Below are 25010 nucleotides of genomic sequence, written 5' to 3' on the forward strand. Positions count from 1 at the left end.
AAGCAGGTGACTGTCATGCCTCCCTCACAACACCAGCTCCTCGCACTGCCCGGCTGTGCTGCGTTGCGGTGCGATGCCGGATCTGTGGCGGTGAGCCGCCTGTACACCGCTCGGCACCTCCCCCCGAACACCCCTCAGACGGTGAGCGACGACGCTGTGCTCGTGGTCAGCGAACTGGTGTCCAACGCGATCCGCGAAGGCATCACATCCAACTCCCCCGGGCTGGTCGGTTTGAGCGCTGACCTGGTCGAGGACGGCCTGATGACCCTCACCCTGGAAGTCACCAACCCCCACAGCCGGGCGGTCGACCCCCTCCAGGAACAGGACCCGGACCCGGACGCCGAACACGGGCGCGGTCTGCTGATCGTCGACGCGTTCGCCGACTCCTGGGGCACCCGGCTCGACGAGACGGGCCGCCTGGTCGTGTGGGCGACGTGGTCCTGGCTCTCCCCCACCCTGTGCGACCGAGGGTGGCTGGCCGGATGGGAGCCGACCCGCGACACGGCCGGACGAGTGCTGGCCCACCACGACGACGAAGCCTTGACCCTGCGCGGCGAGACGACGCTCGCGTCCCTGCACCAGCCCATCACCTCCGTCAACCAGGTCCTCGCCCTGCGGGCGGGCTACCCGGGGTGGGAGATCACCTACGACCGCACCGAGACCGGACCTATCTGGTTCACAGCGCGTCGCCGCACCCCCGCCACCAACCGCACCCACGGCGTGCTCGACACCCTCACCGCCCGCACCTCCGCCGAGCTGGGCGACCGGCTCGCCGCCCAGCGCTACGCCACCAGTCGCGCCGACCGCCACCGCGCCCACCGCGCCGTCGGCTGACTCACCACACCCCTGAACGGAGACCCCCGCGATGACCACCACCGCGCTGCCCCAAGAGCCCACGTCTCCCCAGCGGCTGATCCTGGACCGGGAACGCTGCGGCCCCACCCGGTCCTTCTCCCCCGCTCTCCTGCCCGGGGCGGTACAGACCCGGGAGTATGCCCGCGCCGTGATCACCGCCTGCGTCCACGATGCCGACCGGGCGATGGTGCGACGCACGGTGGAGATGCGGATGCGGCGCCACGACGAACTGCTCCACGGGGCGGGCCACCAGCGGACCTACGTCATCACCGAGCTGGCTCTGGTGTGCGGGGTGGAGGAGACGGTGATGGAGGCCCAGCTCGCGCACCTGCGCCGTGTGGCGGGGCTGGGGCATGTGGACCTGAGGCTGTTGCCCGCCGATGCCGTCGAACCGTGAACCCTGGGTTTCGTGCTCCGCGATGGGCAGGTCAGCCTGGAAGGCCCTTCCGGGCTGATCGCGCTGGCCCCCACGGCCGTCCCGTTGTACGAGGCCCCCTTCGAGCGGCTGGTGGCGGCCTCCCAGACGCTCACCCCCAGCTCCTTCTGAGGGGGCCTTCAGTGACTGGTCGTCCGTCGCCTGCCCGGTCGGACGACCCCCACGCCACAGCCCGCGGACAGGGGGAAGACGCGGGCCTTCCCAGGGGCGAAGTCGTCCTTCGCCCCCAGGTGTGGGGCCTGGCCCGCAGCCGGGCCCCACACCCTCCCCGTCTCTCGCTCTCCGCGGACAGGAACCCCGCCATGCGACTGCGCCCCGACCATCCCCGCGTCCACCACCTGCTCCATACCTCGCGCGCCGTGTTCCGGTTGCAGACCCGCCCCCACTGCCCCAAGCCCCGGGCCGGGCTCACCAGGGCCCCCGCCCCTCACCGGTCGGTAAGCCTCGCCGTCCCCGGGACAGTGGTGCGCTCGCGCACCCTTACCCGGGTCGTGGTGGTGGATGAGGCGTGGGGCGGCCCCCTACCGGTTCACCGGGTAGCCGGAATCCACGCCTGCGGTGTGGTGCCCGGGGAGGTCCTGCGTGTGCTGCACACCGGACCGCAACGCGCCTTGGTCGAGGGGATGGACGACTTCGTGCTGTGCGAGGACGCCCTCCTGGCCCTGGACTTCGACGGCTTCGCCCCCGAGGGCCTGGCGGTAGAGGTGCTGACCTCCCCGGCCCTGGTGGCAGCGGCCCGGCGTGATGCCGACCGGCTGCGCTCGGCGGCCACCCCTTACGCCACCTACCTGGCGCGGAGCCCGGCCCTGTGCTCTTGAGCCGGTGCGGTGCGGGCGAGGCCCACCCAGACGCGCGGCCAGAGCGCCATGGGGAGGAGACTCCCGCACCGCACCACCCACTCCCTACGACACCCCACGACCTGAGGACCCCTTTTGCCGACCACCACGCCCACCCTCGTCCAGACCCTGACCGAGCGCACCCTGGCGCTGGCCGCCGCCGGAGAGGACATCCCCCGCGCCACCGCCGTGAAGCTGACCGGTCTGAAGCCGCGGCGCCTAGGGTTGCTGATCGACGAGGGCACCCTGCACCCCAGCCCACACCGCGCCCGCACCCACGTCCTCACCCGCAGCCTGGTGGACCACCTGGTGCGCACCACCGACGGCCTCGTCACGCTCTTCGACCTCCTCCACCACACAACGGAGCAGGCAGGCGTGGCTTCGCGGTTGCAGGGCAAACAGGTCTCCTCGGCCCGCTCCCGCCTCACCACGGCCGCCGACCAGCACGGGCTCCCCCGGTGCCTGCTGCGCCTGACCTCCATGCCCCCCATCACCCCCGCATGGGAGAAGTGGTACCGGGGCGAGCAGGGGCAGGCGTTGGCCGACATGCACACCTGGCACCAGCGGCTCCGCGACCGCGAGCGCCGTGTCGCACGGCACGCCCCCCAGGGCGCGGACCGCACCCGGGTGGTGTGGGTGGCGCCCACCACCCCCACCCCCTACACCCGCTACCTGCGCGAACAGTTGGCCTACCGCGCGAACGCCGGCCAGCAGGTGCGTGTGATGAACTGCGCGCACGTCGCCTCCTTGGAGCGCACCGGCCCCCTCCCCGAGATCGAGGTGTACGTCTCCGGAGTCATCCTCGTGCACCACCACACGATGCTCGGGGCCCCTGACGGCACCACACACCTGACCGACCCCGAGCTGGCGCGCGGGCTGATCGCGGTGATCGACGAGCTTGCCTCCACCGGCCGAGCGCTGCGCGACCACTCCTTCCGCCTCGCGGGGAGGGACACATGAGCAGTGACGCCAACTCTTCGCGCCATGACGTCTGGACTCGTCCAGGCGATACCCCAGGGCCCATGCACCCACCCGACACCTGCCGGGGGTACGTGGAGCGCGTGTTCACTCCCTGCGAGGACACCTCGGCCACCGAGGTGCACAGGGGCCGCGCGCCCCACCCTGGCTTCCCCCGTTGGGTCCTGTCCTTCCTCACCCGCCCCTGACCGCCACCGAACCGAATCGAGTCCTCCCATGCCCGCTACCACCCCTTCCTCCCTCAGGGAGCTCGCCCAACGCCTTCAGGGCCAAGGCGAACTCGTTGAGGCCGAACACGTACTCCAGCAAGCCGAGCACCTGCTCGCCTCCACCGGGGACCGCGCCGCCCGCGCCCAAGTCCATGAGGAACTCGGCGTCTTGGCGCTGCACCGAGGGGATACCGCTCTGGCGCAGAAGCGGTTCCTGCGGGTCCTGGACACGGCCGGGGACGTGGGATGGGAGGAGCGGGTGTGGCGGGTGCGCAGAAGGATGGGGGAGGTCGCCCTCGCCGTCGGTAACCATGCCAAGGCGGTCACAGACCTCACCGCAGCCTGGGATCGGGCCACCGACTACCAGGACCTGGACCAGATCGTGGGGATCTCCGCCCCTTTGACCCGGGCCCTACTGGCGGTAGGAGAGACCGACCGGGCCCGCCAGGTAGTGGAGATCGCCCTGCCCCACGCGCAACGCCAGCACCTGGACGCGCACGTGGAAGAGCTGTGCGCTCTTCAGCCGCTCACGCTCGGGGGTGACCGGTGCGGGTGAACGTGGGTGCGGTGATCCGAACCAGGCGAGACCACCGCGGATGGTCGCTCACCGACCTGGCCGACATGGTAGGCGTTGGCCAGGCACTCATCGAACAGTTGGAGGCAGGGCGGCCTCTGCCGGATCGCCCTGACGTGGTGCACGCGGTCCTGGACGTCTTGGACATCACCGCGCAGGTGATGTGGCGGCAGGTACTGGAGGCGGCTGGCGCCCGCACCACCCAGGTCGATGTCGGCTGGGTACCGATGACGTTGGAGATGGCGGCCATAGCCGACGTCGCGACCCCAGAGCGCATGGAGGAGGCGTGCGAGAGCGTGTACGGGACGAGCCACCGCCCGCCGGGTCTCGTGGTCGCCTCCCACAGCAACGGAGAAGAGGGGGAGGGTGAGGAGGAGTCGTTGGGCCTCGCCGCCACCATGGGTGAGTGGTTCGGCCCCGCCTACCAGGTGAGGAATGGAGTGGGGTTCTCTCTGTTCTGGGATCCGAGCCTGCTCACCCTCCAACGATGGGACAGCGGGAACAGCGGTGCTCCGGCCGCGATGGTGCGGACAGCTGCGGGAACGGCCCTGACCATCACCCCTCAAGCCGGGGCTGTGACGCACGGCCAGGCCACTCTGGTGTGCCCCATGGACCCGCTTTCCGAACGGGTGGCGTTGCGACCGCTGAGCACACACCTGTGGGCCACACCCGACCTCCACACCGCCGTCATACCCGACAGCACACGCCAGAGCGGTCCCATCACCTCGACGGCCTTTCTCCTCCCCCTGATGCGGGGGAACTCCTTCTCCTCGGCGAACTAATCAGGTCCCAGGCCGTGGCTGCGGACTCCACCTGAACATCCCGGGGACCGCGCACGGACCCGTATCTAGACATTCCGTGCTGTTCTGCCTTCCAGCCCAAAGCGCAGGCAGGGGAGTTGTCCGGATGCGAAAAACACTGGTGTTCACTGTGGTTGAGAGATCGCCCAGGGCTACCGCTCTCCGCAAGGGGAAGAAGGGGGAGAGACGGGTAAGCCCGCGTCCAAGCCGCACGTCGGAGTACGGAAACGCTGCATGGATCGGTTCTCGCACTTCCTCGCGAAGGAGCGTGTCCGCTTGGTCGAGTGTGTGCCAAAGACGACAATCACGAAGGACACGCATGCCTGTTACGCCAACGACGAGTCCCGACCAGGCCCGCCACGACATGGTCGACACCTTGATCCGGCTCCAGGGAGAGTGGGGCATGACCCCGATCTCGCCGCGGGTCGAGCAGACGTTGCGGGAGGTTCCCCGGCACGTGTTCGTGCCCGAGGTGGCTCTGGAGGAGGCCTACGCGACCGACTACGCACCGCCCATCCAGCGCGCCGAGGACGGGCTCATCACCAGCTCGATGTCCGCGGTACGGGTGCAGGCCATGATGCTCGACCAGGCCGGTCTCGAACCCGGCATGCGGGTGCTGGAGATCGGCTCCGGTGGCTACAACGCCGCGCTGATCGCTGAACTCGTCGGCGTCGAGGGTGAGGTCACCACCATCGACATCGACCCGGCGGTCACCGACCGGGCACGCCGCTACCTGGACGAGGCCGGGTACAAGGCCGTGCGGGTGGTGACCGGTGACGCCGAGTTCGGGGTGGCCGCGTTCGCTCCCTATGACCGCATCATCGTCACCGTCCGGGCGTGGGACCTGCCCCCGGCCTGGATTCGGCAGCTCACCGACACCGGCCGTCTGGTCACCCCGATGCGGTTGCGGGGGGTGAACCGCACCGTGGCGCTCGACCGCACGGGCGACCACCTGGTCAGTCGCCCCGACCACCACCTGACCGTGTTCGTGCCCATGCAGGGCGCCGGAGCGCACGAGGAGCGCGGGATCGCCGTGCAGGGGGAGGACATCGCCCTGTACGGCGCGGAGGAGCCGGTGGACGTGGTTGTGCTGCGCGAGGCCCTGCACGGTCCCCGTACGGAGTTCTGGCCAGGGATCGAGTTCACGCACCCCGACCGGCTGCACCTGTGGATCGCGGGCCACGCCGACAGGTACGCGATGTTGCACGTGGCCGGTGACGTCCTCGAACACGGCCCTGCCGGGCCGCTGGCCCGCCAACCGGTCCCGGTGGTGCTCGCCGATGGGGGAAGCGTGGCGGTGCGCACCAAGCGACCCCTGGGCGAAGGCCGGTTCGAGGTCGGGGTGTTCGCCTACGGACCCCACGGTGAGCGCGCCGCCCAGGACTACATCGACATCCTCCGAGCCTGGGACCGCCATGACGGCTCCATGGCGCGGATCGAGGTCTGGCCCAGCGGGACGCCCGACGCCCATCTGCCCACCGACCGAGTCCGGGTCTTGGACAAGCCGCACACGCGCACGGTCCTGGTTTGGTGAGCAACCTCGCCCGCGGTATCGACCGATGGCAAGCGCGGTGAAGGATCTCGATGGTGGGCCGTTGAGAGCAGACACTGCGGTCGCCCGCGCCTGGGCTATGTCCACCCTTCGTCCATGGGTCATCGAAGTTGTGTCTTCGAGGTGGCTTCAGCGGTGTAGTAGGCGGCCAGGGCAGCCTCGCTGCCCGATCCCATGGCGGTCGTGATGCGTTGGAAGCGTGCCGAGCGCAAATCACCGGCGATGCGGATACGCGGATGTTGACCCTCGGGTGGGCAGTAACCGTCCGGAGCGCTGATGACTCCCCTAGCGGGCGGGTTGGGCCGTCCACCGATGTTGGTGAAGGCGGCATCAGCCGACCAGGAGGTCACCTGCCCACGGTGGTCGGTGATGTCGACCCGCAGACGGTCTGTCTCGTTCAAGGCCACATGGTGTGCTGGCAGCAGGTGGACCCGGGGGTCGTCACGGATCTCGTCGGTCTTGTAGATATCAGCGGGCGGGTAGACGACAAGGAAGCGGTCGCGGGTGTGGGGGTGGGCCCTCAGGTGGGTGCCCAGAGGGCGGTCAGCACCGAGCACGAGGACATCACGGGGGGCGTCTCCTGCGGCGGTGGGGTGGGCCTCCCACAGGGGTGGCGGGGTCAAGCCGGGCGGTGTGGTGATCCAGTCGGCCTCATGCACAGGGCGTGGAGCGACACCGGTACAGACCACAGTGTGCGGCGCGGTAATGCTTGTTCCGGTGGTGACCGTGGCGGTGACATGGCTGTCGGTTCCCTGCAGACAGTCCACCCGTTGCCCTAGGAGAGCAACGCAGTGACGGGTGCGGTCGATGTCGCGGGTGATCGCCTCAGCTAAGGCGTGGCCGGTGGTGTGGCCACCAGGAACGTTGACCAGGTCGCCGATGTGGCGGAGTTTGTGGCACAGCACGGTGTGCTCTTCGACCAGGACGGTGCGCAAACCCAAGCTGTCGGCCATGAGAGCGGCGGCGCAACCAGCGGGACCGCCACCAATGATGAGCAGATCAGCGTCAACAGCGGACGTGAGAGTCATGACACCACCTCCGCCCCCGGGGCCGTGGAGGAAACGAGTTCGGACACCACCTGGTCGGTGGTGACCAGGTGGTGGGCGCCGATGAAGCGTCGGGCGACGGTGAGCCCGGCCTGGTGCACGTCGGCTCCGGCGTCGCTGGCCGAGGCGTCAGTGACGATCCAGGGGTTCAGGTCCAGCTCGAAGGCATCCACCGCCGATTTGAGGACGCAGCTCTCCGTGGCCACGCCGCAGAAGTACAGGTCCTGCCAGCCTCGTTGTTCCACCAGGGTGCGAAAGTCGTCGGTGAAGCACGAGTACCCACTCTTGTCGATCACCGCGGCGGCGCCGGTGGCGTGGTGGGCGATCTCGGCGGCGATGTCGGTCTCCGGTGGCTCTTGGAGCCGTGTCCAGTTCAGGAGCCGGTCGAAGGAGCTGCCCGGGTAGTTGAAGTAACGGGTGAACACCACGGGGCGCCCTGCAGGGGCCCAGGCGGTCAGGAGCCGTGACAGCGTCGCCAGCATGGGGCGGCTGTGGTGGTTGAGGAAGCCGTTCTGGACGTCGACGACGATGAGCGCCTGGTGTGTGGTGTCCATGCCGTTACTGCCTTTCCACGGTGTCGGTGTGAGTGTCCCGCAGGGCCTCCTGCGCTGCTCGCAATCGTTCGGTGAGACCACTGGTTGCCATGACCGCCTCGCGCATCAGACGGTACTGGGCGGTCTCTTGGGCGCGTGCGGTGACCAGCCGGGAGTGCGCCGCGCGCAGGAAACGCCATCCGTAGGGTTCGGGCATGACCGGGTCCTGGCCCTGTTCGATCATCGCTTCGACCCTGCGGCAAAAGCACCACAGGGCCTGCACAGTGAGTTCGCAGGTGAGGAGTTCATCGATCATTAGGGCGCGTTCGGGCGCGTGGGCGTGGTAGGCCACGCCGGACCAGCTCGCGTGGCCGAGGGCGACGTTGGGCACTCCGAAGGAGACGATGTCCTGGTGGTCGAAGCCGCGGTCGAGCAGGTCCTTCTCCACGGACGGGTCGGCCGGGTGCGGGCCTCCAGGGGATTGCCGGTCGACCAGGACCGAGGGTGTAGACATCAGGCGCAGGGCGGTGTCCAGCCGCTCGCCTTCCCAGGGGCCGTGGTGCAAGCGGTAGAGGGAGAGAACGTATTCGGCAGCTGGCGGTGGGTCGGGGGAGGCGTGGTGAAGGGCCTGGTGAAGGGTCTGTTCGGCCCAGGGAAGGTCGTGGGCGTAGGTGCGGTAGCGCCACAGCGCTAGTTCGGTGAGGTCGCGCGGTGTGCGGTCCTGCACCAGGTGGAAGAGGGCAACGCCGCAGGAGAAGACGTACAGAGTGCAGCTGCGCGCTTGGGGGTGGTCCAGCAAGGTGTGTACGTGCTGCAGCCACAGAGTCGGTCGAGGCACTGAGGCCGGGTAGGCGGCCGTGAGCGCGGCTGCGGCGTCCGTGCCGATGAACACCGGAATGAACTTGTGGGATTCCACGGCGATCGCTCCTGAGCGCCGTGGCGAGGGGACTTGGGGGCGCAGGGGCGCGGTGAGCGTGTGCTCGAAGATGCGTCGGGCTTCTGGTGAGGCGCGGGCTAGGGCGGTGTCGAGCAGGGCCTGGCTGTGCGGTCGGGGCACCACGCCTGCACCGCCCGCCTCCCACTTGGAGATGGTGCGGTCGCTGATGCCTAGGTAGTGGGCGAACTCGCACAGCGTCATCCTCAAGGCTGTGCGCAGCAGCCCTGCTTCGCGACCGGTCCACCTGCTCACTGTGGTCATCCCAGGGCACCTCCTCTCCTCTTCCCTTCCGATGCGGGCTCAGCGTAACCAACCCGGTTCGGTGACGGTGCGGTGTTGGTTCGGTGGATCGTCATTCTCCTGCGGACGGGAACGCGCGACTCTGGTCACAGCGGATCGATCACATGCTGCGAACGAAACGTCACACAGCTGAAGGTCGGCGTCCCAGCGATCCAGCAGTGGGGCGTTGCGAGGACCTGGCGGTGAAGGGTGTGGAGTGCCTGCGGCTCGCGTGTGGTCTCTGCCATGGTCGTTGCACCTGTCCACGACGAACGCTTGGAGAGTGTCCGTGCCCCCAACATCCGCCCTGACCCCGGAGCAGGCGCGCCAGAGCATGGTTGATGCGCTGGTCAAGGAGCGAGCCGACCTGGATATGGAGAGGCTGCCTGACCGGGTCGAAGAGGCGCTGCGTACCGTGCCGCGCGAGGTGTTCGTGCCCGGTCTGCCGTTGGCCGAGGCCTACGACCAGCACCAGGCGATCGTCACCAAACACGACAAGGCCACGCAGGTCGCGCTCAGCTCAGTGTCAGCTCCCAGCATCATCGCGCTCATGCTCCAGCGCGCCGACATCCGCCCCGGACACCGGGTGCTGGAGATCGGCAGCGGCGGCTACAACGCCGCTCTGATCGCCCACCTGGTCGGCGAGACGGGGCAGGTGACCTCCATCGACATCGACCCTGAGGTCATCGCGCGCGCCGAAGAGTGCCTGATGGAAGCTGGCATCGGTCAGGTGCACCTGGCGGTCACCGACGGAGAACACGGCTTTGCCGCCCGCGCCCCCTATGACCGCATCGTCGTCACCGCCGGCGCCTGGGATCTGGCCCCGGCCTGGGAGGAGCAGTTGGCGGTGGGCGGGCGTGTGGTGGTGCCCATGCGCATCCGCGGCCTGACCCGCTGTTTGACGCTGGAGCGAGGCGAGGAACCGGGCCGGTGGCGTTGCCTGGCCGCGGACATGTGCGGGTTCGTGCGCATGCAGGGCGCGGGGGAGCACTGGGAGCACATGCCGCTGCTGCACCAGCAGGAGGGGGCCCAGGTCGGGCTGCGGTTGGAGGACGGCCCACAGGTGGACGTCGAGGCGCTGCGCCAGGCCCTGGCTCAGGAAGGGGTGACCGTTTGGTCGGGGGTGTGCGTGGGCGCCAACGAACCCACCGATGCCCTGGACCTGTACCTGGCGTCGGCCGCCGACGGGTGGGCGCTGCTGACTGCTCAGCGCGGTGCGATCACCTCCAATCTGCTCCGTCCGGTCGTGCTCATGGGCACCCCGGCCCTGGTCAGCGAAGACGGGGCCAGTTTCGCCTACCGGGCTCTGCGCCCCAGCACTGAGGACCCCGAGCTCTACGAGTTCGGAGCCGTCGGCCACGGCGCCCAGGCCCGCCAGGCCGCCCAGAACATGGTCGAACTGATCGGTGTGTGGGACCGCGACCACCGCGGTGGACCGGGCCCGCGCATCGACCTGGTGCCCGCCGACACCTCAGCCGAAGACCTTCCCGCAGGGCGTGTCGTGTCCAAACGGCACACCCACACGGTCCTGAACTGGACCACCAACCCCTTCGAATAAAGGAGTCACCGTGAGCGCACTCACCGCAACCCCCACCCCCGCCGGGCTGGTGCCCACCAGCCGCGACCGCGCCCCGGCCTCGACTTCCGATGACCTCTTCGACCTGGACCTGCGAGTCCAGGTCCCGGTCATCGACGAGTCGCTGTGGTCGATGACCAACGACGGCTGCGGGCAGACCTGCGAGTCCGCCTGCACCCCGAGCTGCACCCAGAACGGATAGCACCCCGTGCCTGGCTGGGTGTTCGCCGTTTCCGGCGAGCACCCGGCCCCCGGTTGGCGCCTTGAGCAGAACGGATCGTGGTGTACACCCCCCTGACATCCCTTACCGCCTCACTGCGCGCCGCGACCCGACCCACCAGGGCCGGGCAGCAGTGGCCGGATCCCTCCACCGCTTCACCCGAGGAGCTGAGATCCTGGATCGGCGAGCACTTCCTTGACGACCACGCCTTGCGGGCGGCGGTAGAAACCGCCAGCCCCTCTCTGGCCCGATACCTGGCTGGAGTGATCCGCGCCGACGTAGCGCTTGCGGACAAGAGGGTTCGGCGTGCCACGTGCGCGCTGATGCGCTACCTGCTGCGCGCTCACGGGCGAGCCACGCCCTTCGGACTGTTCGCCGGGGTGGCCCCCCTGGATCTGGCCACCTCCACCAGCGTGTCCTGGACCGACACACACCAGGAGATCGCCCACCCCGCCCCTCGCTGGTTGGCAGCCCACACCTGCGCGAACCACGCCCCCACGGGGCCTATCACCGTGGTGGCCTCACAGACGGCACGCGTTCACGGCGATCGGCTCGTCCTGGCGCACGCACCGCACCGCGATGACCCGCGCCAGGCCGCCACAGTGTCCATCCGCCACACCCGCGCCGTCGCTCTAGCCTTGGAGCACGCCCGCGCCCCCACACCCGTGGAAGAACTCCACGCTGTTCTCACCCGGGAGTTCCCCACCACCGATCCCAACACGGTCACCGCCCTGGTCGCCCATCTGGTCGACCACCGCCTCCTGATCAGCTCCGCACCAGCGCCCGTGTGGCACCCCCGCCCTCTGGCCCACCTGGCCGCACACCACGCCGACCTGGCCATGGCCGCCCAGGCCCTGGAGCGTCACAACCACCCCGCCACCAACGCTGCCGAACGCCCGCCACTGCGCGACCAGGTCCGCGAACACCTGGCCTCAGTCAACCTCGACACCGGCCCGGAGGTGGCGGTAGACACCCGGCTGGGGGCACAGGCCAGCGTGCACCACAACGTGGCACGGGAGGCGGCCCGCGCGGCCGGTGTGGCGGCCTGCCTGGCCCCTCACCCGTCGGGCCCCCCGGCGTGGGTGGACTACCACCGGCGCTGCCTGGACACCTACGGCCAAGGCTCGATCGTGGACCTGCTCACTCTGACCGGCCCCGCCGGGCTGGGTTGGCCCTCCTCCTTCACCGGCACCCGCCTGCCCCCGCCCGCCTCAGACATGGCACCCGATCAGGACCAAGAACTGGTCGCCGCAGCCCAGAGCGCTGCCCTGCGCGGCCAGGTGGAGGTGGACCTGGACGCTCCGGTCTGGGCACATCTGACCGCCCGAGCTCCCGAGCGGACACCCACGCACGCCGAGGTCCGCGCCCACCTGCTGGCCGATTCCGCTGCCGCGGTCGACGCGGGCGACTACCAACTGTGGATCACCGGGCTGTCCAAGGGGGTGGGAACCCTCACCGGCCGGTTCGCTCACCTGGACGGCATGGTGCCCACCGAGCCAGTGGACGCACACCTGCCCACCCTGACCGAAAGCGCGGTGCCTGTACAGGTCTTGGCCCCACCCCTGGCGCACAGCGCCGCCCACGTGGCGCGCACCCCGGTGATGGCCTCCCGGGTTCTGGTCATCGACACCCACCCGCCCGCGCGGCCTGATGTTGAGGTCATCGATCCCCGCGAGGTGGGTGTGCGCATCGACCCCGACCACCTACGCCTGGTGCATACCCCCACGGAAAGGATCCTGGAGCCCTTCCACCCCAGCGCACTGGACACCCGCCACTACACCCACCCCCTGGCCCGGTTCGTGACCGAACTGCCCCAGGCACGCACCAGCCTCTACCTCACCCCTCACCTATGGCCCCAGGCCACCGCACGCACCCCGTTCCTACCGCGGCTGCGCACCGGACGCGTGATCTTGTCCCCCGCCCAGTGGCGCCTGACCCGCGCCAACTGGCCCGTGGCGCGCACCCGCCCCCACCTGCCGCTCCCCCAACGCGTGTTACTGGCCGACGGTGAACGGCACCTACCACTGGACCTGGATCAGCAGGCCCACCAGTTCCTGCTGCGCGAGCACCTGGACCGGCACGGCACCGCTGTGCTCACCGAGGCACCTGACCCAGCCGGGTTCGCCTGGTGCGATGGCCACGCCCACGAGCTCGTCCTTCCCATGGGCACCACCACACCCCCCACGCCCCGACCCGGGCCCCCGCCTTCTCCGATAGCCCTGGGGAGCCGCGACCTGGAAAAGGCTGGCAGCGACACATGGCTGTCCGCTCACCTGTACACCGACGCGTCCCTGTTCCTCCACGTCCTGGCCGCCCTGCCCGACCTGCGCGAGCACTCGGACGCCCCGGTCAAGGCGTGGTTCGTGCGCTACCGCGACCACAACGGCCCCCACCTGCGGCTACGCCTGCAGGCTACGGCTCCGGCCGGCACCCTGGAATCGGCTCTGGGCCTGTGGGGGCAGGAGCTGCGCGCGTCGGGTCTGCTCCACACGCTGGTGGTGCACACCTACCGGCCCGAGTACGCCCGCTACGGGCCGGGCCCGGCCATGGACGCCGCCGAGACAGTCTTCGTCCACGACAGCCACACCGCGCTCGCACAACTGGACGCTGCGAACGAGCACCCCCACCAGCACCGAGCCTTGGCCGCTCTCTCCCTGCTGCGGATCAGTAAGACGATGGGCGCCTCCCCTGCCTGGCTCACCGAGCATCTGCCCCGCTCCACCCAGCCTGTGGACCGCGACGCCCTGGCGTTGGCCCGCCACCTGCGCGCCCACCCCGACGAACTCCCCCCAGACCTTGCCGCCGCGTGGGAGCAGCGAGACCGGGCCTTGGCCGCCTACCGCCGCCACCTGGACCACCCGCGAGCGGTCCTGCCGTCGCTGTGGCACATGCACCACAACCGTGTGCACGGCCCCGACCGCGAGGACGAACACCACCTGCTCGCGCTCACCCGCAGCCTGGTCCTATCCCAGCTCCACCACCGCCGGAGCACCCATGCCCTCACCTGACCCGCACTCCACACCGCAGAGCAGCGGCCACGCCCCCTTGTCCCTGGCCCAAGGCGACCTGGGGATCGCGCTGGCGCACCTGGCCCAAGGCAGCCCGCCTGAGATCGTGCACACCTGGCTGAGCAGGTCCCTGGCCGGTGGGGTCACCGACCCCACGGGCCGCGCCGGGCTCTTCCATGGCCTCCCCGCAGTGGCCTTCACCCTCGCCCACACCCCGCCTGGCCACTACCAGCAGGCTCGCGCCGCCGTCCGCGATTACCTGCACCAGATGACTGTTCAGCGGCTGGAGGCCGCACACCAGCGAATCGACCGGGGTGACCTCGCCTCTTTCACCGAGTACGACCTCGTCAGCGGCCTCACCGGGGTGGGGGTGGCGGTGTGGGCCATCGACCCAAGTTCCTCACTGCTGGAGCGCGTGCTGTCCTACCTGGTCCGCCTCACCAGACCGGTGCGTCACCGGGGCCGTTCCTACCCCGGTTGGTGGGTGCACCACGACCCGTGGGGCCGCCTCGACCCCGGCTTCCCCCATGGTCACGCCAACACCGGCATGGCACATGGCCTCGGCGGGATCTTGAGCTTGCTCGCACTCACCTACCGCAGCGGCCGCGCCGTGCCCGCACACCGGGAAGCGATGGAAACCCTGTGCGCAGCGCTGGACGACAACCAGCGCCGCGACGAGACAGGCACCTGGTGGCCCCGTTGGTTCGTCAGCAACAGCTCACGCACAGACATCCACTCTGGCCCTCCGTCCTGGTGCTACGGAACTCCAGGGTTGGCACGCGCCCAACATTTGGCCGCTCTCGCCTTGGCCGACGAGGTTCGACGTCGGGCGGTGGAAGATACCTTCGTGCGGACCCTGAGCAACCCGACCGCCCTGGGAAAGATCAGTGACGCCTCGCTCTGCCACGGCTGGGCCGGGCTGGTGAACCTCGCCCGCGCCGTCGCCGCTGATAGCCGCACCCCACAGCGGTTCGCCCCGCTGATCGAGGATCTACGCACACGCTTGACCGCCGAGATGGAGCAGCTGCTCGAACCCGGGCTTCTGGAAGGCCACGCTGGCACACACCTGGCCCTGAAAGACACCTACACCACCGGCTGGTCCCGGGTCCTGCTGCTCACCTGACACGACCCCGCCCCATGAACCGGAGCACCCCCAGAGCGTGTGCTTGAGGGACGGTTCACGCCAACGCGTGCACCACTCGCGCGATACGAGGCCCGACCAGACGCTCTGCCACCGGAAGCGGGTACCAGCCAGCACCGGTGACCTCGGACTCCTGGATGCGTCCGATCTCAGCGTGGACGGTCGTGAAGGCGTATCCGAAGTCGAGGTGGTAGTGCTCTGGCTCGTCCTTGTCGGGTCGTGCCGGGACCTGGCCGTACTCGACGTAGATGGGAGGCTGCGCCAGGGAGGAGACCGCGTCGGCTTCCACTCCGGTCTCCTCCACCAGTTCGCGCATGGCCGCCTCAACCAGCGTGGTGTCTTCGGGTTCGAGATGGCCCTCAGGCTGCAACAGCAACCCATAGGCGCGGTGCTCGATCAACAAGACCTCGGCCTCATCACGGACCAGGAGCGCGCCAACGGTCACGTGCATGGGGAAAGTACGCCGCGCGGCGAAATCCCGGCCCTGGCGCAACAACCGTGCTGGCTCGGCAAGCGCTGCGGCTTCTTCGGGATAGCGCTTGAGGTAGGTGGCCAGGGTGGCCCTGATGTGCGCGTCAGTGACCGCCACCGGCCACCTCCACACCAGTCCGGGGGCCACGTTCTCCATGGTCAAAGGCTCGCAGGCGAAAGCGAGGAAGGGGCACAGGTCAGCTCCAGAGGACGCGTGTGGCTGCTTGCCGCTGGTTCGCAGCTTACAAGCGGTATCTGTTCAACGAGCGCGTATTACACGGAACAGTCTCTCCCCATGGGAGTGGTCGGCCAACGAAGCAGCGCCATGTCCGGACCGGGATTCGCGCCCGGCGCAGAGCGTCGGGTCTGACCGCACCCGACCAGACACCCCCTTTTTTTGTCCTAGGACATAAATATGTAGGGTGGAGGCATGCCTGAAGAGCCGTCCATCACCGGAGACACCGCCGCCGCGATCGCCGACTCGGTACGCGCTCTGATCGCACAAGGGGAGCTGCGCCCGGGGGAGGTCCTGCCTTCGGTCCGTGGACTTGCAGCCCGGAGAGGGGTCAACCGCAACACCGTCGCAGCCGCCTACGCCGGACTGGCAGCCGCAGGTGTGGTCGAGACCCGCCGCCGCGGGGGCACGGTGGTGCGCGACGTCGTCTCCGTCCCCGGTGAAGGCGCTTCAGCGCCCGTGAACACGGTCAACCTCGCTGACGGCAATCCCGACCCGGCGCTCCTGCCGCCGCTGCCCGATCTTCAGGGGTACGAGACCGTCCTGTACGGTGCTCCCGGTATCGATAGGTCGCTGGACCACTGGGCTCGGCGGCGCATGCTCCCCGACACCGAAAACTCGGGGGCCCTCGTGCTGACCCACGGGGCCGTGGACGCGGTGGAGCGTCTGCTGAGCGCGCACCTGACACGCGGGGACGCCGTCGCGGTCGAGGACCCGTGCTTCTTGTCGAGCATCGGCACGTTCCGCCTCAACGGCTACCGTGCTCTGCCAGTGCCGATGGACGAACACGGCATGAGCGCCGAGGGGTTGCGGACCGCCCTGGAGACCGGGGCGCGGGCGATGGTGTGCACGCCTCGGGCACACAACCCGACCGGTGCGAGCCTGACCGAGCAGCGCGCCCGGGAGTTGCGCGCCGTGTTGGCCGATCACCCGCACGTGCTGGTGATCGAGGACGACCACTTCTCGGCGCTGGCCCGCACCCCTTACTGGCGCATCACCCCGCCCGAATCCACACGGTGGGCGCTGGTGCGTTCGGTGTCGAAGTTCCTGGGCCCGGACCTGCGTCTGGGCCTGACCGTGTGCGACGCCGACACCGCGGCCCGGTTGCAGGCCCGCCTGGAGGCGGCCACGTGGGTCAGCCACCTCCTGCAACACCTGGTCGCCAGGGTTCTCACCGACCCCGCCACACCGGCACGTCTGGACCACGCCGCCCAGGTGTACACACGTCGCCGTCGGCTGCTGACCGACGCGCTTCACGCTCACAGCGTGCCCTGGCTGGCCGGTCCGGACGGTCTCAACGTGTGGGTCCCGCTGGCCGAGGACGCGGAGGCGGCCGTGGTGCAGGAGCTGGCCGCACACGGGTGGGCCGTGCGCCCCGGATCACTGTTCACCCTGACCCACCGACCGGCCATCCGCATCACCACCGCGACCCTGGCCCCCGAGCACGCCGAGGCCTTCGCCGCACGCCTGTCCACCACCCTTGCCTCGATCAACTAGGAGAATCTCAATGACCGTGTCAAGCCGCCACGGGCCTGACCGGTGCCGTGCGCTCGAAGAGCCTCCCATCGCGCAGCAACGCCCACAGCACGTCCACAAGCTTGCGCGCCAGGGCGAGCAGGGCCTGCTTGTGCAGCATCCGCTCCCCGCGCTTCTTGCCGTAGAAGGCCCGCGAGGGTCCATCGGCCTTGATCGAGGACAACGCAGCCAGGTAGAACACCCTGCGCAGGCGCCGGTTATAGCGCTTGGGGCGTCTGAGGTTGCCGCTCACCCGCCCCGAGTCCTTGCTCACCGGCGCCAGCCCGGCGTAGGAGGCCAGGCGGCCCGCGTGGGCGAACGCGGCCAGGTCCCCGCCGGTGACCGTGATGAACTCCGCTCCCAGGATCGGCCCCATCCCGGGCAGGGACTCGATGATCTCGGCCTGGGGGTTGGAGCGGAACACCCCGGTGATGGTCTTGTCCAGGTCCTTGCGCTCGCGGTCCAGCTCCAGCAGCTTGGCGGCCAGGCGCTTGACCAGGGCCGCGGTGCTGGCCTCGCCCGGAAGCACGATGGTCTGGGCCTGGGCGGCCTCGGTCGCGGTGGCGGCGATCTTGGCCAGGCTGGGCCGGTGCGCACCGTGCCCGCGCAGGTGGGCGAGGAGCCCGTCCTCGCCCGCGTCGCGGATCTCGGCCGGGGTGGCGAAGCCGGTGAGCAGGATCAGCGGGGACCGCTGGGTGTAGTCCAAGGCCCGTTCCAGGCCGGGGAAGATCGCTCCGAGCAGGTCGCGGAGCCGGTTCACGCCGCGCACCCAGTCCGCGGCCAGGTCCGCTCGGTGGGCGGTGAGCCGGGCCAGCTCGGCCACCTGCTCCGGCGGGGTGGTGACCGTGGACAGATCCGGGCGCATGCGGGCGGTCTGGGCGATGACCAGGGCGTCCTTGGCGTCGGTCTTGGACTCGCCGAACGTGCTGGTCATGGTGTTGACCATCCGGCCCGGAACGTAGACCACCGTCTGGCCGGCGGCTCCGAGCACGGCCAGGAGCAGAGCGGCGTAGCTGTTGGTCAGGTCCACCGCCCAGTGGACCTGGGCGCCGGTGGCGGTGGCGGTGGCCTTGTCGATGAGGGTCTCGATGGCGGCCTGATCGTTGCGGACCTGCTTGGACCAGACCACCTCACCGATGCTGTTGATAGCGGTGGCGTGGTGGTTGGTCTTGCCCGCGTCGATCCCGATCCACATCGGCCCTGTGCTCATGCGATGCCGCTCCTCGCTGTCGGTGGTCCCCGTGGACAGCCCCGCCACCAGGTCCCTAAACAGCGACTTCTTCGCAGATCTCAATCAGAGGTCGGGGAGTCCCGGACGGTGGGGCGGCCATTCTCCTCGAGCCATCTGGGCAAACACCCCATCAGCCACACCCCACCGTCCTGGGCATCCAGAACATCCCGTCCTGAACAACTACAACCTTAGGGAACCCCCATGTTCACCGGACTGAGCGCCTTCCCTCTGACCCCGCTCAACGCCGACCGCTTCGACGAAGCCGCACACGCCCGGCTCATCACCCGCCTGGTCGACGCCGGTGTCGACTCGATCGGTGCGCTGGGATCGACCGGCTCCTACGCCTACCTCGACCGCGACGAGCGCCGCCAGGTCGCCCGGGCCAGTGTGCGCGAGGCAGGTGGGGTGCCGGTGGTGGTCGGTATCGGCGCGCTGCGCACCTCCCACGTGCAGGCTCTGGCCGAGGACGCCCAACAAGCCGGGGCATCGGCCGTGTTGTTGGCCCCGATGAGCTACCAGCCGCTCACCGACGAGGACGTGTTCGGACTCTATGAGGACGTCACCGCAGGGCTGTCGGTGCCGTTGGTGGTCTACGACAACCCGGGCACGACGCACTTCACCTTCTCGACCGAGCTGTACGCGCGCATCGCCGCCCTGCCTAACGTGGCCGCGATCAAGATCCCCCCGGTCCCGCTGGACGAGACCGCCGCTCGTAGCCACGTCGAGGCGATCCGCGCGGTCGTGCCCGACCATGTGAGCATCGGCGTGTCCGGGGACAGCGCCGCCGCCACCGGTCTGAACGCCGGCTGCCAGGCGTGGTTCTCCGTCGTGGGCGGCACCGTGCCCGAGGCGGTGTTGCCGATCGTGCGCGCCGCACGCCAGGGCGACCCCGAGGGCGCCCTGGCCCACTCCGAGCGCCTGCGGCCGTTGTGGGAGTTGTTCGCCGCCCACGGCAGCCTGCGGGTGACGGCGGTCATCGCTGAACACCTGGGGTTGGTCGCCCCGTCCTGCCTGCCCCGTCCACTTCTGGGGCTGACCGCTTCCCAGCGGGAGCAGGTTGTGCGCGTGGTGGAGGAGCTGCACCTGTCATGAGCCAGGCCACCGCGCCTCCCAGAGGGGGCCTCGCACGCTACGTCGTGGCCGCGGCGCTGGCCCGCTCGGCCGATGCCGGGGGCGTGGTCGCCGTGGTGCTCATCGTGAGTTCCGGCGGCGGACCGGCCTGGGTGGGCGGGCTGCTGGGGGCGTGCATCACCGCCCCGCATCTGCTCGGTCCCTTCGTGGCTCGCCCCCTGGACACCGCCGCCGACGGGCGAAAGGTCATCGCCCTGGCGGCCCTGGTGCACGGGGCGGCCCTGGCCGCTGCGGTGCTGGCCTACCCCCACACCCCCATAGCGGTACCGGCTCTGCTGCTGATCGCCTCCGGTCTGGTGGGCCCCTTCCTGACCGGCGGGATCAGCAGCAGGCTCCCAGCGATCGCCGGGACCACCCGGCGCGGCCAAAGGCGCGCCCAGGGCTGGGACGTGGCCACCTACGGGCTCAGCGGGACCCTGGGGCCGACCATCGTCGCGCTCATCTCGGCCTGGTCCTCCCCGACGGTCGCGGCGCTGGTGCTGGCCGCAGCGACGTTCGCAGCCGCCGGCCTGGTGTTCCTGCTGCCGTTCGCACCCCCCGCCGTCCAGGACACCCAGGTGCCGCGCCCGCTGCGGACCCTGCGCATCATGCTGGTCTCGGGGCGGTTGCGCCGCACCCTGTACCTGACCATCGTGGTCGCCTGGGCGGTCGCGGTCCTGCCCATCACCGCGGTCCACTCCACCACAGGGCTGGGTGCTGCCGCTGCCGCCGCCGGAGCCCTGACCGCCGCCTACGGCGCCGGAAACCTCGTCGGCTCCGCGGGGGTGATGCTTCGTCCCCCGCGTGGGGAGGCCGATCGCCTCATGAGCCTTCTGGCCTTGGCCGTGGCCGTTGCCCTGGCCTTCGCGCTGGCGGCGCCGAACCTGTGGGCGGCGGTACTCTGTTACGCGGCCGTGGGGGTCGCCAACGCCTACTTTTTTGCCGCGACGCTGGCTGCCCGCACCGAGTACTCCCCGCCCCAGGCGCGCGGGCAGATCTTCGTGTGGATCGGCGCGCTCAAGATCACCGCTGGATCGGCTGGGACAGCGTTGGCTGGGGCGATCATCGGCGTGTGGGTACACCTGCCCTTGGTGTTGGCCACCGCATTCACACTCCTGGCCGCCCTGGTCTCCCAACTCGACCGTCTCGCCCACCGTCCCGCCGCCTCAGCGGAGAAGCGCGGCACACCTGCGGACCCCGACCATGGACGACACCGTCCCTGACGGCGGGTGCTCGAACACGAAACACAGATCTCATGCCTGGGTTTGGCACCCGTGGTCGTGTCGTTCACTCATGCCCTCCCCGATGGAGCCGTTGCTGAATCTCATCGACATCTCCGGGCCGATGGCATGGACGCTGTTGCGCGAACCCGTGAACAAGCGTTCCTGCTTCTGATCGACGTAATCAACCAAGCGTAGACGCGCTGCCCCGGGTTTGGTGAAGTTCGTCGATCCAGCCACGGTCCTGGTAGGTGAGCAGGAGGGTCATCGTTATGCCCCTCAGCGGCGCTGCCGTGGAAATGGCCTTGTTTCGGCTGGCTGCACCCACCCGGCTGAGTCGGTGTGCCCCCGGGCGCTGGGCGGGCCCAGCCGTGGGTGAAGGCGGGGTCAGTCGGCGAGCAGGTCGAGCGCGAACGCGCGCGCATGCGGGGCCAGGCGTGCGTGCAGTGCGTCCCGTGGGGCAGCTTGGATGATCTCGGCGCAGATGACCAGGTGCGCGAGCCTGCCGTCGGCGGTGTCGAGCACGTCCGCGAAGACCTCGCGGACCTCGGCCGCGGTCTCGGGGTGGGTGAGGGCGTAGGCGTGCAGGACCGCGGCATCGTACCCCAGCGGTGCCGCAGCCCACCCCTCCCAGTCCAGCAGGGTCAGCGGGGTGCGGGTGAGGTTGGCCCAGTGCAGGTCCGCGTGCGAGGTCACCCAGGTGCGAACGGCCAGGTCCACTCCTGCTCGGCCGACTTCGGGAAGGTGGGTGGGCAGGCGTTCGATGAACCCGGGGGTATGGCTGTGTCGGCCCGCAGGGGCGGGGACCTGTCGGAGCTGGTGCAGGGTTGTGCGCAGGACACTCCACCAGGCGGAGTCGACGGCGGGCGGACCTTGCAGGTCCGGTGTCGGGGACACCGCGAACGCGTTCAGACGGGAGAACACCAGCGCTTGGAACACCGGCCCCGAGCCCCACTCGTGTGCGGCCAGCAACCGGGGTCGGGGAATGTGGGCGGGCAGGGTCTTCTCAGCCACGAGGTTGCCCTTCCACATCCGGCCGCCCGGCCGGGGCGCTGACGCCACACGCAGCCACGCCGGAGACCCGTCAGTACGGGTGACGGGGCCGCTCAGGGTCCGGCCGCCCACACCCTGACTCGGTGTGTGCGCAGGCGGTGTGGTCAGCTCCAGGGCGCTGAGCGCGTCCTGCCAGGCCTGGTGCAGGTCGGGTGAGGTCACTGGTGCACTTCGCCTTCTGTGTTTCGACTGGCTGAAACTCCGGCTGAGGTAACAGCCGCGCCCGGCCGAAGCAGGTCAGCAAGTACCCGTCGGCGAAGCGGCCCACCGTCATCGAGATGGAGAAGACAGCGTCGGGATAGTTCAGGGCAGAGGACGAGCACGTGCACCCGTGCCGCGTCTCACTGGGCTTGGAGGTAGGGGCGCAGCGCCGGGATGGTCGTTTTCTGCTTGGTGTTCAACGCGTCAACGAAGATGCCCTGGGGGCGGCGTCGGGGTGGGCAGGTGATGGTGCGGGTCGGTGTCACGATGAGGTCGACGCTGGCGTCATGGGGCCCTTCGGGCAGGTCTTCGTCGAGGACTTGAAGATCGTGCACGGTAGTAACGATCAACGTCTCAGGGCCCAGGAGCCCGACGTCGGCGAGCAGGCCCATCTCGATGTCGCTGTAGCCAGCGCCCTTACCGAGGCGGACCCCTGCGGAATTGACGGCCACGCTTCCGCACACGACCACATCCACGGGACGCATCTGGGGCACCGTGACCCGCGGGGCGTGTTCAGCGGCCCACGCCTTCGTCGCGGAAACACGCCCTGGCACTCCCAGGGCAAGGTCCAGGGAGTAGAAGGGCTGGAGGCTGGCCAGGCGGGGCACGGCCATGTACACCTGCTTGCCCGCGTCGATCGCGGCCTCTCGTACTTCGGCCTGGGCTTTGTCGGGGTTGGACTTGACCACGTGCGCGGCGCGCCACCGTTCATGCTCGCTCAGGCGTTGAGCGGCTTGCGGTGCGCCGTGGAAGTCGGGGATCTTGCCTTGGACGCTACCGGTCCGGCCGGCACCTGCGGTGTCCATGCGTTCCCAGACGCGCTGGCGCACCTGCTCCTTGGTGTTCATGTGCTGCTTTCGGTGTCAGGAAGCGAGGAAGGTGAACAGCCGGTCGTGGACGTCAGCGACCCAGGGCTCGCGGCGCCACGGTCGCAGTTCGCGTGAGGCTGTGGCGACCAGGGGGAGGGCACCGCCAGCCCGGGTGCTTTCGACCATGCCCAAGGCCTGTTGGAGGGACTGTACTGCGTGATCGGGGCGACGTTGGCGTATGTGGGCCAAGGCGAGGTTGGCGACCACGATGGCTTGGGATTTGACACGCCCATGCAGTAGAGGAACGGCCTGCTCCAGAAGGGCTTGAGCCCGGTCAGGACAGTTCAGGGCGAGGTAAATGGAGCCGGCCATGCGCAGACGGCGCCCCGACCATTCGTCGGTGTCGAGGTCGGCTCGTTGCGCGTAGGTGTCGGCGGCGTCCAAGTGGTGTTCGGCCTCGGCTCGGTTGCCCATGCGGGCGTGGGCCTCGCTGATGTGCAGGGCCACCGAGGCTTGGGTCGCGGGGTGGCCCTCGGCAGCGTGGGAGGCGCGTTGCGCGCTGGCCAGGGCTTCGTGAAGGTCTCCGCCGCTGCTGTAGAGAGGAATGAATGCGCGTCGCAGAAGCGCTTTCGCGGCAACCGTGCGGTCCCTGCTCTCTTGGGCTGCCAGGACCGCTTCGTTTAGATACATGGCTGCGGTGGAGCCGTCCTTGCGGTGGGAAGCATCCCAGACGAGTTGTCCCATGAGCAGGGCTGACCTGCCTCTGAGACCCAGCAGCGTGTGAAGTTGGGACGCAGAACTGGTGCTGGTCCTGATGAGGGCACCGTGGAGCTGTCCGGCCTCGGCGAGCACGGAGGCGGAAGGCAGCACGTCGTAGTCGCGTTCCAGGCGTTGGAGTTCGCTACTGAGCCAGCCCACAGTGCCGGTATCGGAAGCCAGAGGCTCCCGGACAGGGCCGCGCTGCTGGGACCGAGACAGTTGCGGGGAAAACGCAACGTGGTCCCAGGCGCCGAGTCCTTCAAGGGCACGATGGATACGGTCGATGCTCTTCAGCCCTGGCTTGTGGCTGATGATGTTGGAGATCATCGCCTGGGACACCCAGGTCATCCGCGCCAGGGCGTGCTGGGACAAGTCGGTGTGGCGCCGGACCAACCGGATGAGGGCGTCGACGTCCTTGGCCTGCACAGCCTGCCGCGTCTCGGGCAGTTCCCACAGCCACGTCGGGATGCACCCGCACCCGGTGCTGGACAGAACTTCTCGGGGTCTTCCGCAGTTGCGGCACAACGGGCTCATCTGGGTTACCGGGTGATCCAGCTGGTGGTGGTCTCGTCCAGAGTGGCGATGCGGTGCAGCAGCTGGTCGCGGGCAGCAGTGTCCCCGCGGTCGGCGGCGCGCACGTAGGAGCCCAAGGTGTGCAGGTCGCGGATCCGGATCAGGACGTCCATGCCCTCCCAGGCCGACAGGTCGTAGCCGTAGGCGCGGGAGAAGGCATCGAGTTCGGCCGGGGTGCGGCCGAAGCGGCGCCCCTGCCAGAGGTTGGCCAGGTCGAGTTCGCGGGGCCCGTGGGCGCATTCGTCCCAGTCGCCCAGGATGGGGGTGCCCTGGTTGTTGTAAAGCACGTTGCCCAGCCAGGCATCGCCGTGGATGAGCCCGGCCCCCAGTGGGAAGGTGAGTTCGGCGTAGGCCGCCAGCAGGTCCTTGATGCGTGCCTTGAGGTCGGCGGTCAGCTCCGGTGGGAGCGTCGTGGTGTGGTCCAAGGTGGCGTTCAGGGGGGCCAGAGGGGCGAACTCGGGCAGCGTGGTGCTCAGGGAGGGCGGCGGGGTGCCGAGCCGGTGCAGCTGGGCCAGCAGGTGGCCCAGGTCGGCCGGGGTGGGGGCGGCCTCGGCGGGCTGAGCGTAGTAGTGCCAGACGGTGGCGACCTGGTCCTGGTGAGCAAAGAGGGTGTCGACCAAGGGTTCGGTGACGGGCAGGCCCTGGTCGTGGAGCCAACGTGTGAGGGTCAGCGCCCTTTGTGCGGCGTCGGTGTGGGCGGTGGCCATGATGCGGACGATGGCGTGGGGGCGGGGCAGGAGCCAGACCTGGGTGCCGTGGTGGCGCACGAGCGTGCCGTCAGCGACGGGGGTATCCAGGTGGGCAGCAACCGCGGTCAGGAGGGCCGGCGGGGTCGTGGGGGCGCTCATGGCCT

25 protein-coding genes are annotated in these 25010 nt (G+C 69.5%); 16 read left to right on the forward strand and 9 right to left on the reverse strand.

Features of this window, described 5'->3' with window-relative positions; genetic code table 11:
- Positions 1-15 precede the first annotated feature (15 nt).
- From G011_RS0113115 to fxlM (G011_RS0113165), 9 genes are all read left to right on the forward strand, one after another.
- Positions 16-834 (forward strand): ATP-binding protein, encoded by an 819-nt coding sequence (locus G011_RS0113115; RefSeq protein ID WP_255342128.1) that lies wholly within the window; start codon positions 16-18, stop codon positions 832-834.
- 31 nt (positions 835-865) lie between these two features.
- Positions 866-1252 (forward strand): Scr1 family TA system antitoxin-like transcriptional regulator, encoded by a 387-nt coding sequence (locus tag G011_RS29795; RefSeq protein WP_019608856.1) that lies wholly within the window; start codon positions 866-868, stop codon positions 1250-1252.
- Positions 1253-1264: 12 nt separating this feature from the next.
- Positions 1265-1402, forward strand: a complete 138-nt coding sequence (locus tag G011_RS31700) for a hypothetical protein (RefSeq protein WP_019608857.1) — start codon at positions 1265-1267, stop codon at positions 1400-1402.
- Positions 1403-1593: 191 nt separating this feature from the next.
- The gene (locus tag G011_RS31705) at positions 1594-2109 is read left to right on the forward strand and encodes a DUF6879 family protein (protein ID WP_155979760.1); all 516 of its coding nucleotides are present in this window, start codon (positions 1594-1596) and stop codon (positions 2107-2109) included.
- Between the two features lie 114 nt (positions 2110-2223).
- Positions 2224-3087 carry a DUF6879 family protein gene (locus tag G011_RS0113140; RefSeq protein ID WP_019608860.1) on the forward strand — a complete coding sequence of 288 codons (864 nt, stop codon included), beginning with the start codon at positions 2224-2226 and terminating at the stop codon, positions 3085-3087.
- A 62-nt stretch (positions 3088-3149) separates the two neighbouring features.
- A complete protein-coding gene (locus G011_RS31710) occupies positions 3150-3293 on the forward strand; it encodes a hypothetical protein (protein ID WP_019608861.1) in 144 nt (47 codons plus the stop codon).
- 28 nt (positions 3294-3321) lie between these two features.
- Positions 3322-3870, forward strand: coding sequence for a lipopolysaccharide assembly protein LapB (locus tag G011_RS0113155; protein WP_231391444.1), 549 nt, complete (start codon positions 3322-3324; stop codon positions 3868-3870).
- A gap of 11 nt (positions 3871-3881) precedes the next feature.
- Positions 3882-4670, forward strand: a complete 789-nt coding sequence (locus tag G011_RS0113160; RefSeq protein WP_231391445.1) for a helix-turn-helix transcriptional regulator — start codon at positions 3882-3884, stop codon at positions 4668-4670.
- A gap of 337 nt (positions 4671-5007) precedes the next feature.
- Positions 5008-6222 (forward strand): methyltransferase, FxLD system, encoded by a 1215-nt coding sequence (gene fxlM, locus G011_RS0113165; RefSeq protein ID WP_026338264.1) that lies wholly within the window; start codon positions 5008-5010, stop codon positions 6220-6222.
- 119 nt (positions 6223-6341) lie between these two features.
- Here fxlM (G011_RS0113165) and G011_RS0113170 read toward each other — a convergent pair whose 3' ends face one another.
- The 3 genes from G011_RS0113170 to G011_RS0113180 are packed head-to-tail and all read right to left on the reverse strand — an operon-like array spanning position 6342 to position 9017.
- Positions 6342-7268 carry an FAD-dependent oxidoreductase gene (locus G011_RS0113170; protein ID WP_019608866.1) on the reverse strand — a complete coding sequence of 309 codons (927 nt, stop codon included), beginning with the start codon at positions 7266-7268 and terminating at the stop codon, positions 6342-6344.
- On the reverse strand, positions 7265-7840 hold the full coding sequence (locus G011_RS0113175) for an isochorismatase family cysteine hydrolase (RefSeq protein ID WP_019608867.1): 576 nt from the start codon (positions 7838-7840) through the stop codon (positions 7265-7267). The genes G011_RS0113170 and G011_RS0113175 overlap by 4 nt, the downstream gene beginning before the upstream one ends.
- 4 nt (positions 7841-7844) lie before the next feature.
- Positions 7845-9017 (reverse strand): DNA-binding transcriptional regulator, encoded by a 1173-nt coding sequence (locus tag G011_RS0113180; protein WP_019608868.1) that lies wholly within the window; start codon positions 9015-9017, stop codon positions 7845-7847.
- 307 nt (positions 9018-9324) lie between these two features.
- Here G011_RS0113180 and fxlM (G011_RS0113185) point away from each other — a divergent pair, with 307 nt between their 5' ends.
- From fxlM (G011_RS0113185) to G011_RS0113200, 4 genes are all read left to right on the forward strand, one after another.
- A complete protein-coding gene (gene fxlM / locus G011_RS0113185; protein WP_026338265.1) occupies positions 9325-10593 on the forward strand; it encodes a methyltransferase, FxLD system in 1269 nt (422 codons plus the stop codon).
- A 10-nt stretch (positions 10594-10603) separates the two neighbouring features.
- Positions 10604-10813, forward strand: coding sequence for an FxLD family lanthipeptide (locus tag G011_RS0113190; RefSeq protein ID WP_019608870.1), 210 nt, complete (start codon positions 10604-10606; stop codon positions 10811-10813).
- Between the two features lie 80 nt (positions 10814-10893).
- On the forward strand, positions 10894-13839 hold the full coding sequence (locus G011_RS0113195) for a lantibiotic dehydratase (RefSeq protein WP_231391472.1): 2946 nt from the start codon (positions 10894-10896) through the stop codon (positions 13837-13839).
- Positions 13826-14962, forward strand: a complete 1137-nt coding sequence (locus tag G011_RS0113200; protein WP_019608872.1) for a lanthionine synthetase C family protein — start codon at positions 13826-13828, stop codon at positions 14960-14962. The genes G011_RS0113195 and G011_RS0113200 overlap by 14 nt, the downstream gene beginning before the upstream one ends.
- A gap of 55 nt (positions 14963-15017) precedes the next feature.
- Here the strand turns inward: G011_RS0113200 and G011_RS0113205 are convergent, their stop codons facing one another.
- Complete coding sequence (locus G011_RS0113205) at positions 15018-15608, reverse strand: NUDIX hydrolase (protein ID WP_231391446.1); 591 nt, start codon at positions 15606-15608, stop codon at positions 15018-15020.
- A 273-nt stretch (positions 15609-15881) separates the two neighbouring features.
- Between G011_RS0113205 and G011_RS0113210 the strand changes: the two genes are divergently transcribed.
- Positions 15882-17183 (forward strand): aminotransferase class I/II-fold pyridoxal phosphate-dependent enzyme, encoded by a 1302-nt coding sequence (locus G011_RS0113210; protein WP_026338266.1) that lies wholly within the window; start codon positions 15882-15884, stop codon positions 17181-17183.
- A gap of 19 nt (positions 17184-17202) precedes the next feature.
- On the opposite strand, the gene G011_RS0113215 is transcribed toward G011_RS0113210, so the two are convergent.
- Complete coding sequence (locus tag G011_RS0113215) at positions 17203-18411, reverse strand: IS110 family transposase (RefSeq protein ID WP_026338267.1); 1209 nt, start codon at positions 18409-18411, stop codon at positions 17203-17205.
- 222 nt (positions 18412-18633) lie between these two features.
- Between G011_RS0113215 and G011_RS0113220 the strand changes: the two genes are divergently transcribed.
- Together G011_RS0113220 and G011_RS0113225 are read left to right on the forward strand one after the other, a co-directional pair.
- Positions 18634-19524, forward strand: a complete 891-nt coding sequence (locus tag G011_RS0113220; protein ID WP_019608876.1) for a dihydrodipicolinate synthase family protein — start codon at positions 18634-18636, stop codon at positions 19522-19524.
- Positions 19521-20765 (forward strand): hypothetical protein, encoded by a 1245-nt coding sequence (locus tag G011_RS0113225; protein WP_019608877.1) that lies wholly within the window; start codon positions 19521-19523, stop codon positions 20763-20765. The genes G011_RS0113220 and G011_RS0113225 overlap by 4 nt, the downstream gene beginning before the upstream one ends.
- A 384-nt stretch (positions 20766-21149) precedes the next feature.
- On the opposite strand, the gene G011_RS32450 is transcribed toward G011_RS0113225, so the two are convergent.
- The 4 genes from G011_RS32450 to G011_RS0113245 all read right to left on the reverse strand — a co-directional run bounded on the left by G011_RS32450 (position 21150) and on the right by G011_RS0113245 (position 25005).
- Positions 21150-21977, reverse strand: a complete 828-nt coding sequence (locus G011_RS32450) for a hypothetical protein (RefSeq protein WP_036552666.1) — start codon at positions 21975-21977, stop codon at positions 21150-21152.
- 179 nt (positions 21978-22156) lie between these two features.
- Positions 22157-22864: a 5-formyltetrahydrofolate cyclo-ligase gene (locus G011_RS0113235; protein ID WP_019608879.1), complete on the reverse strand. Its 708-nt coding sequence runs from the start codon at positions 22862-22864 to the stop codon at positions 22157-22159.
- A 15-nt stretch (positions 22865-22879) separates the two neighbouring features.
- Entirely contained in the window at positions 22880-24010 is a 1131-nt protein-coding gene (locus tag G011_RS31715; RefSeq protein ID WP_019608880.1) for a helix-turn-helix transcriptional regulator, read from the reverse strand.
- Positions 24011-24123: 113 nt separating this feature from the next.
- Positions 24124-25005: a phosphotransferase enzyme family protein gene (locus tag G011_RS0113245; protein ID WP_026338268.1), complete on the reverse strand. Its 882-nt coding sequence runs from the start codon at positions 25003-25005 to the stop codon at positions 24124-24126.
- Positions 25006-25010 lie beyond the last annotated feature (5 nt).

The sequence above is a fragment of the Nocardiopsis sp. CNS-639 genome (assembly GCF_000381685.1).
Lineage (GTDB): Bacteria > Actinomycetota > Actinomycetes > Streptosporangiales > Streptosporangiaceae > Nocardiopsis > Nocardiopsis dassonvillei.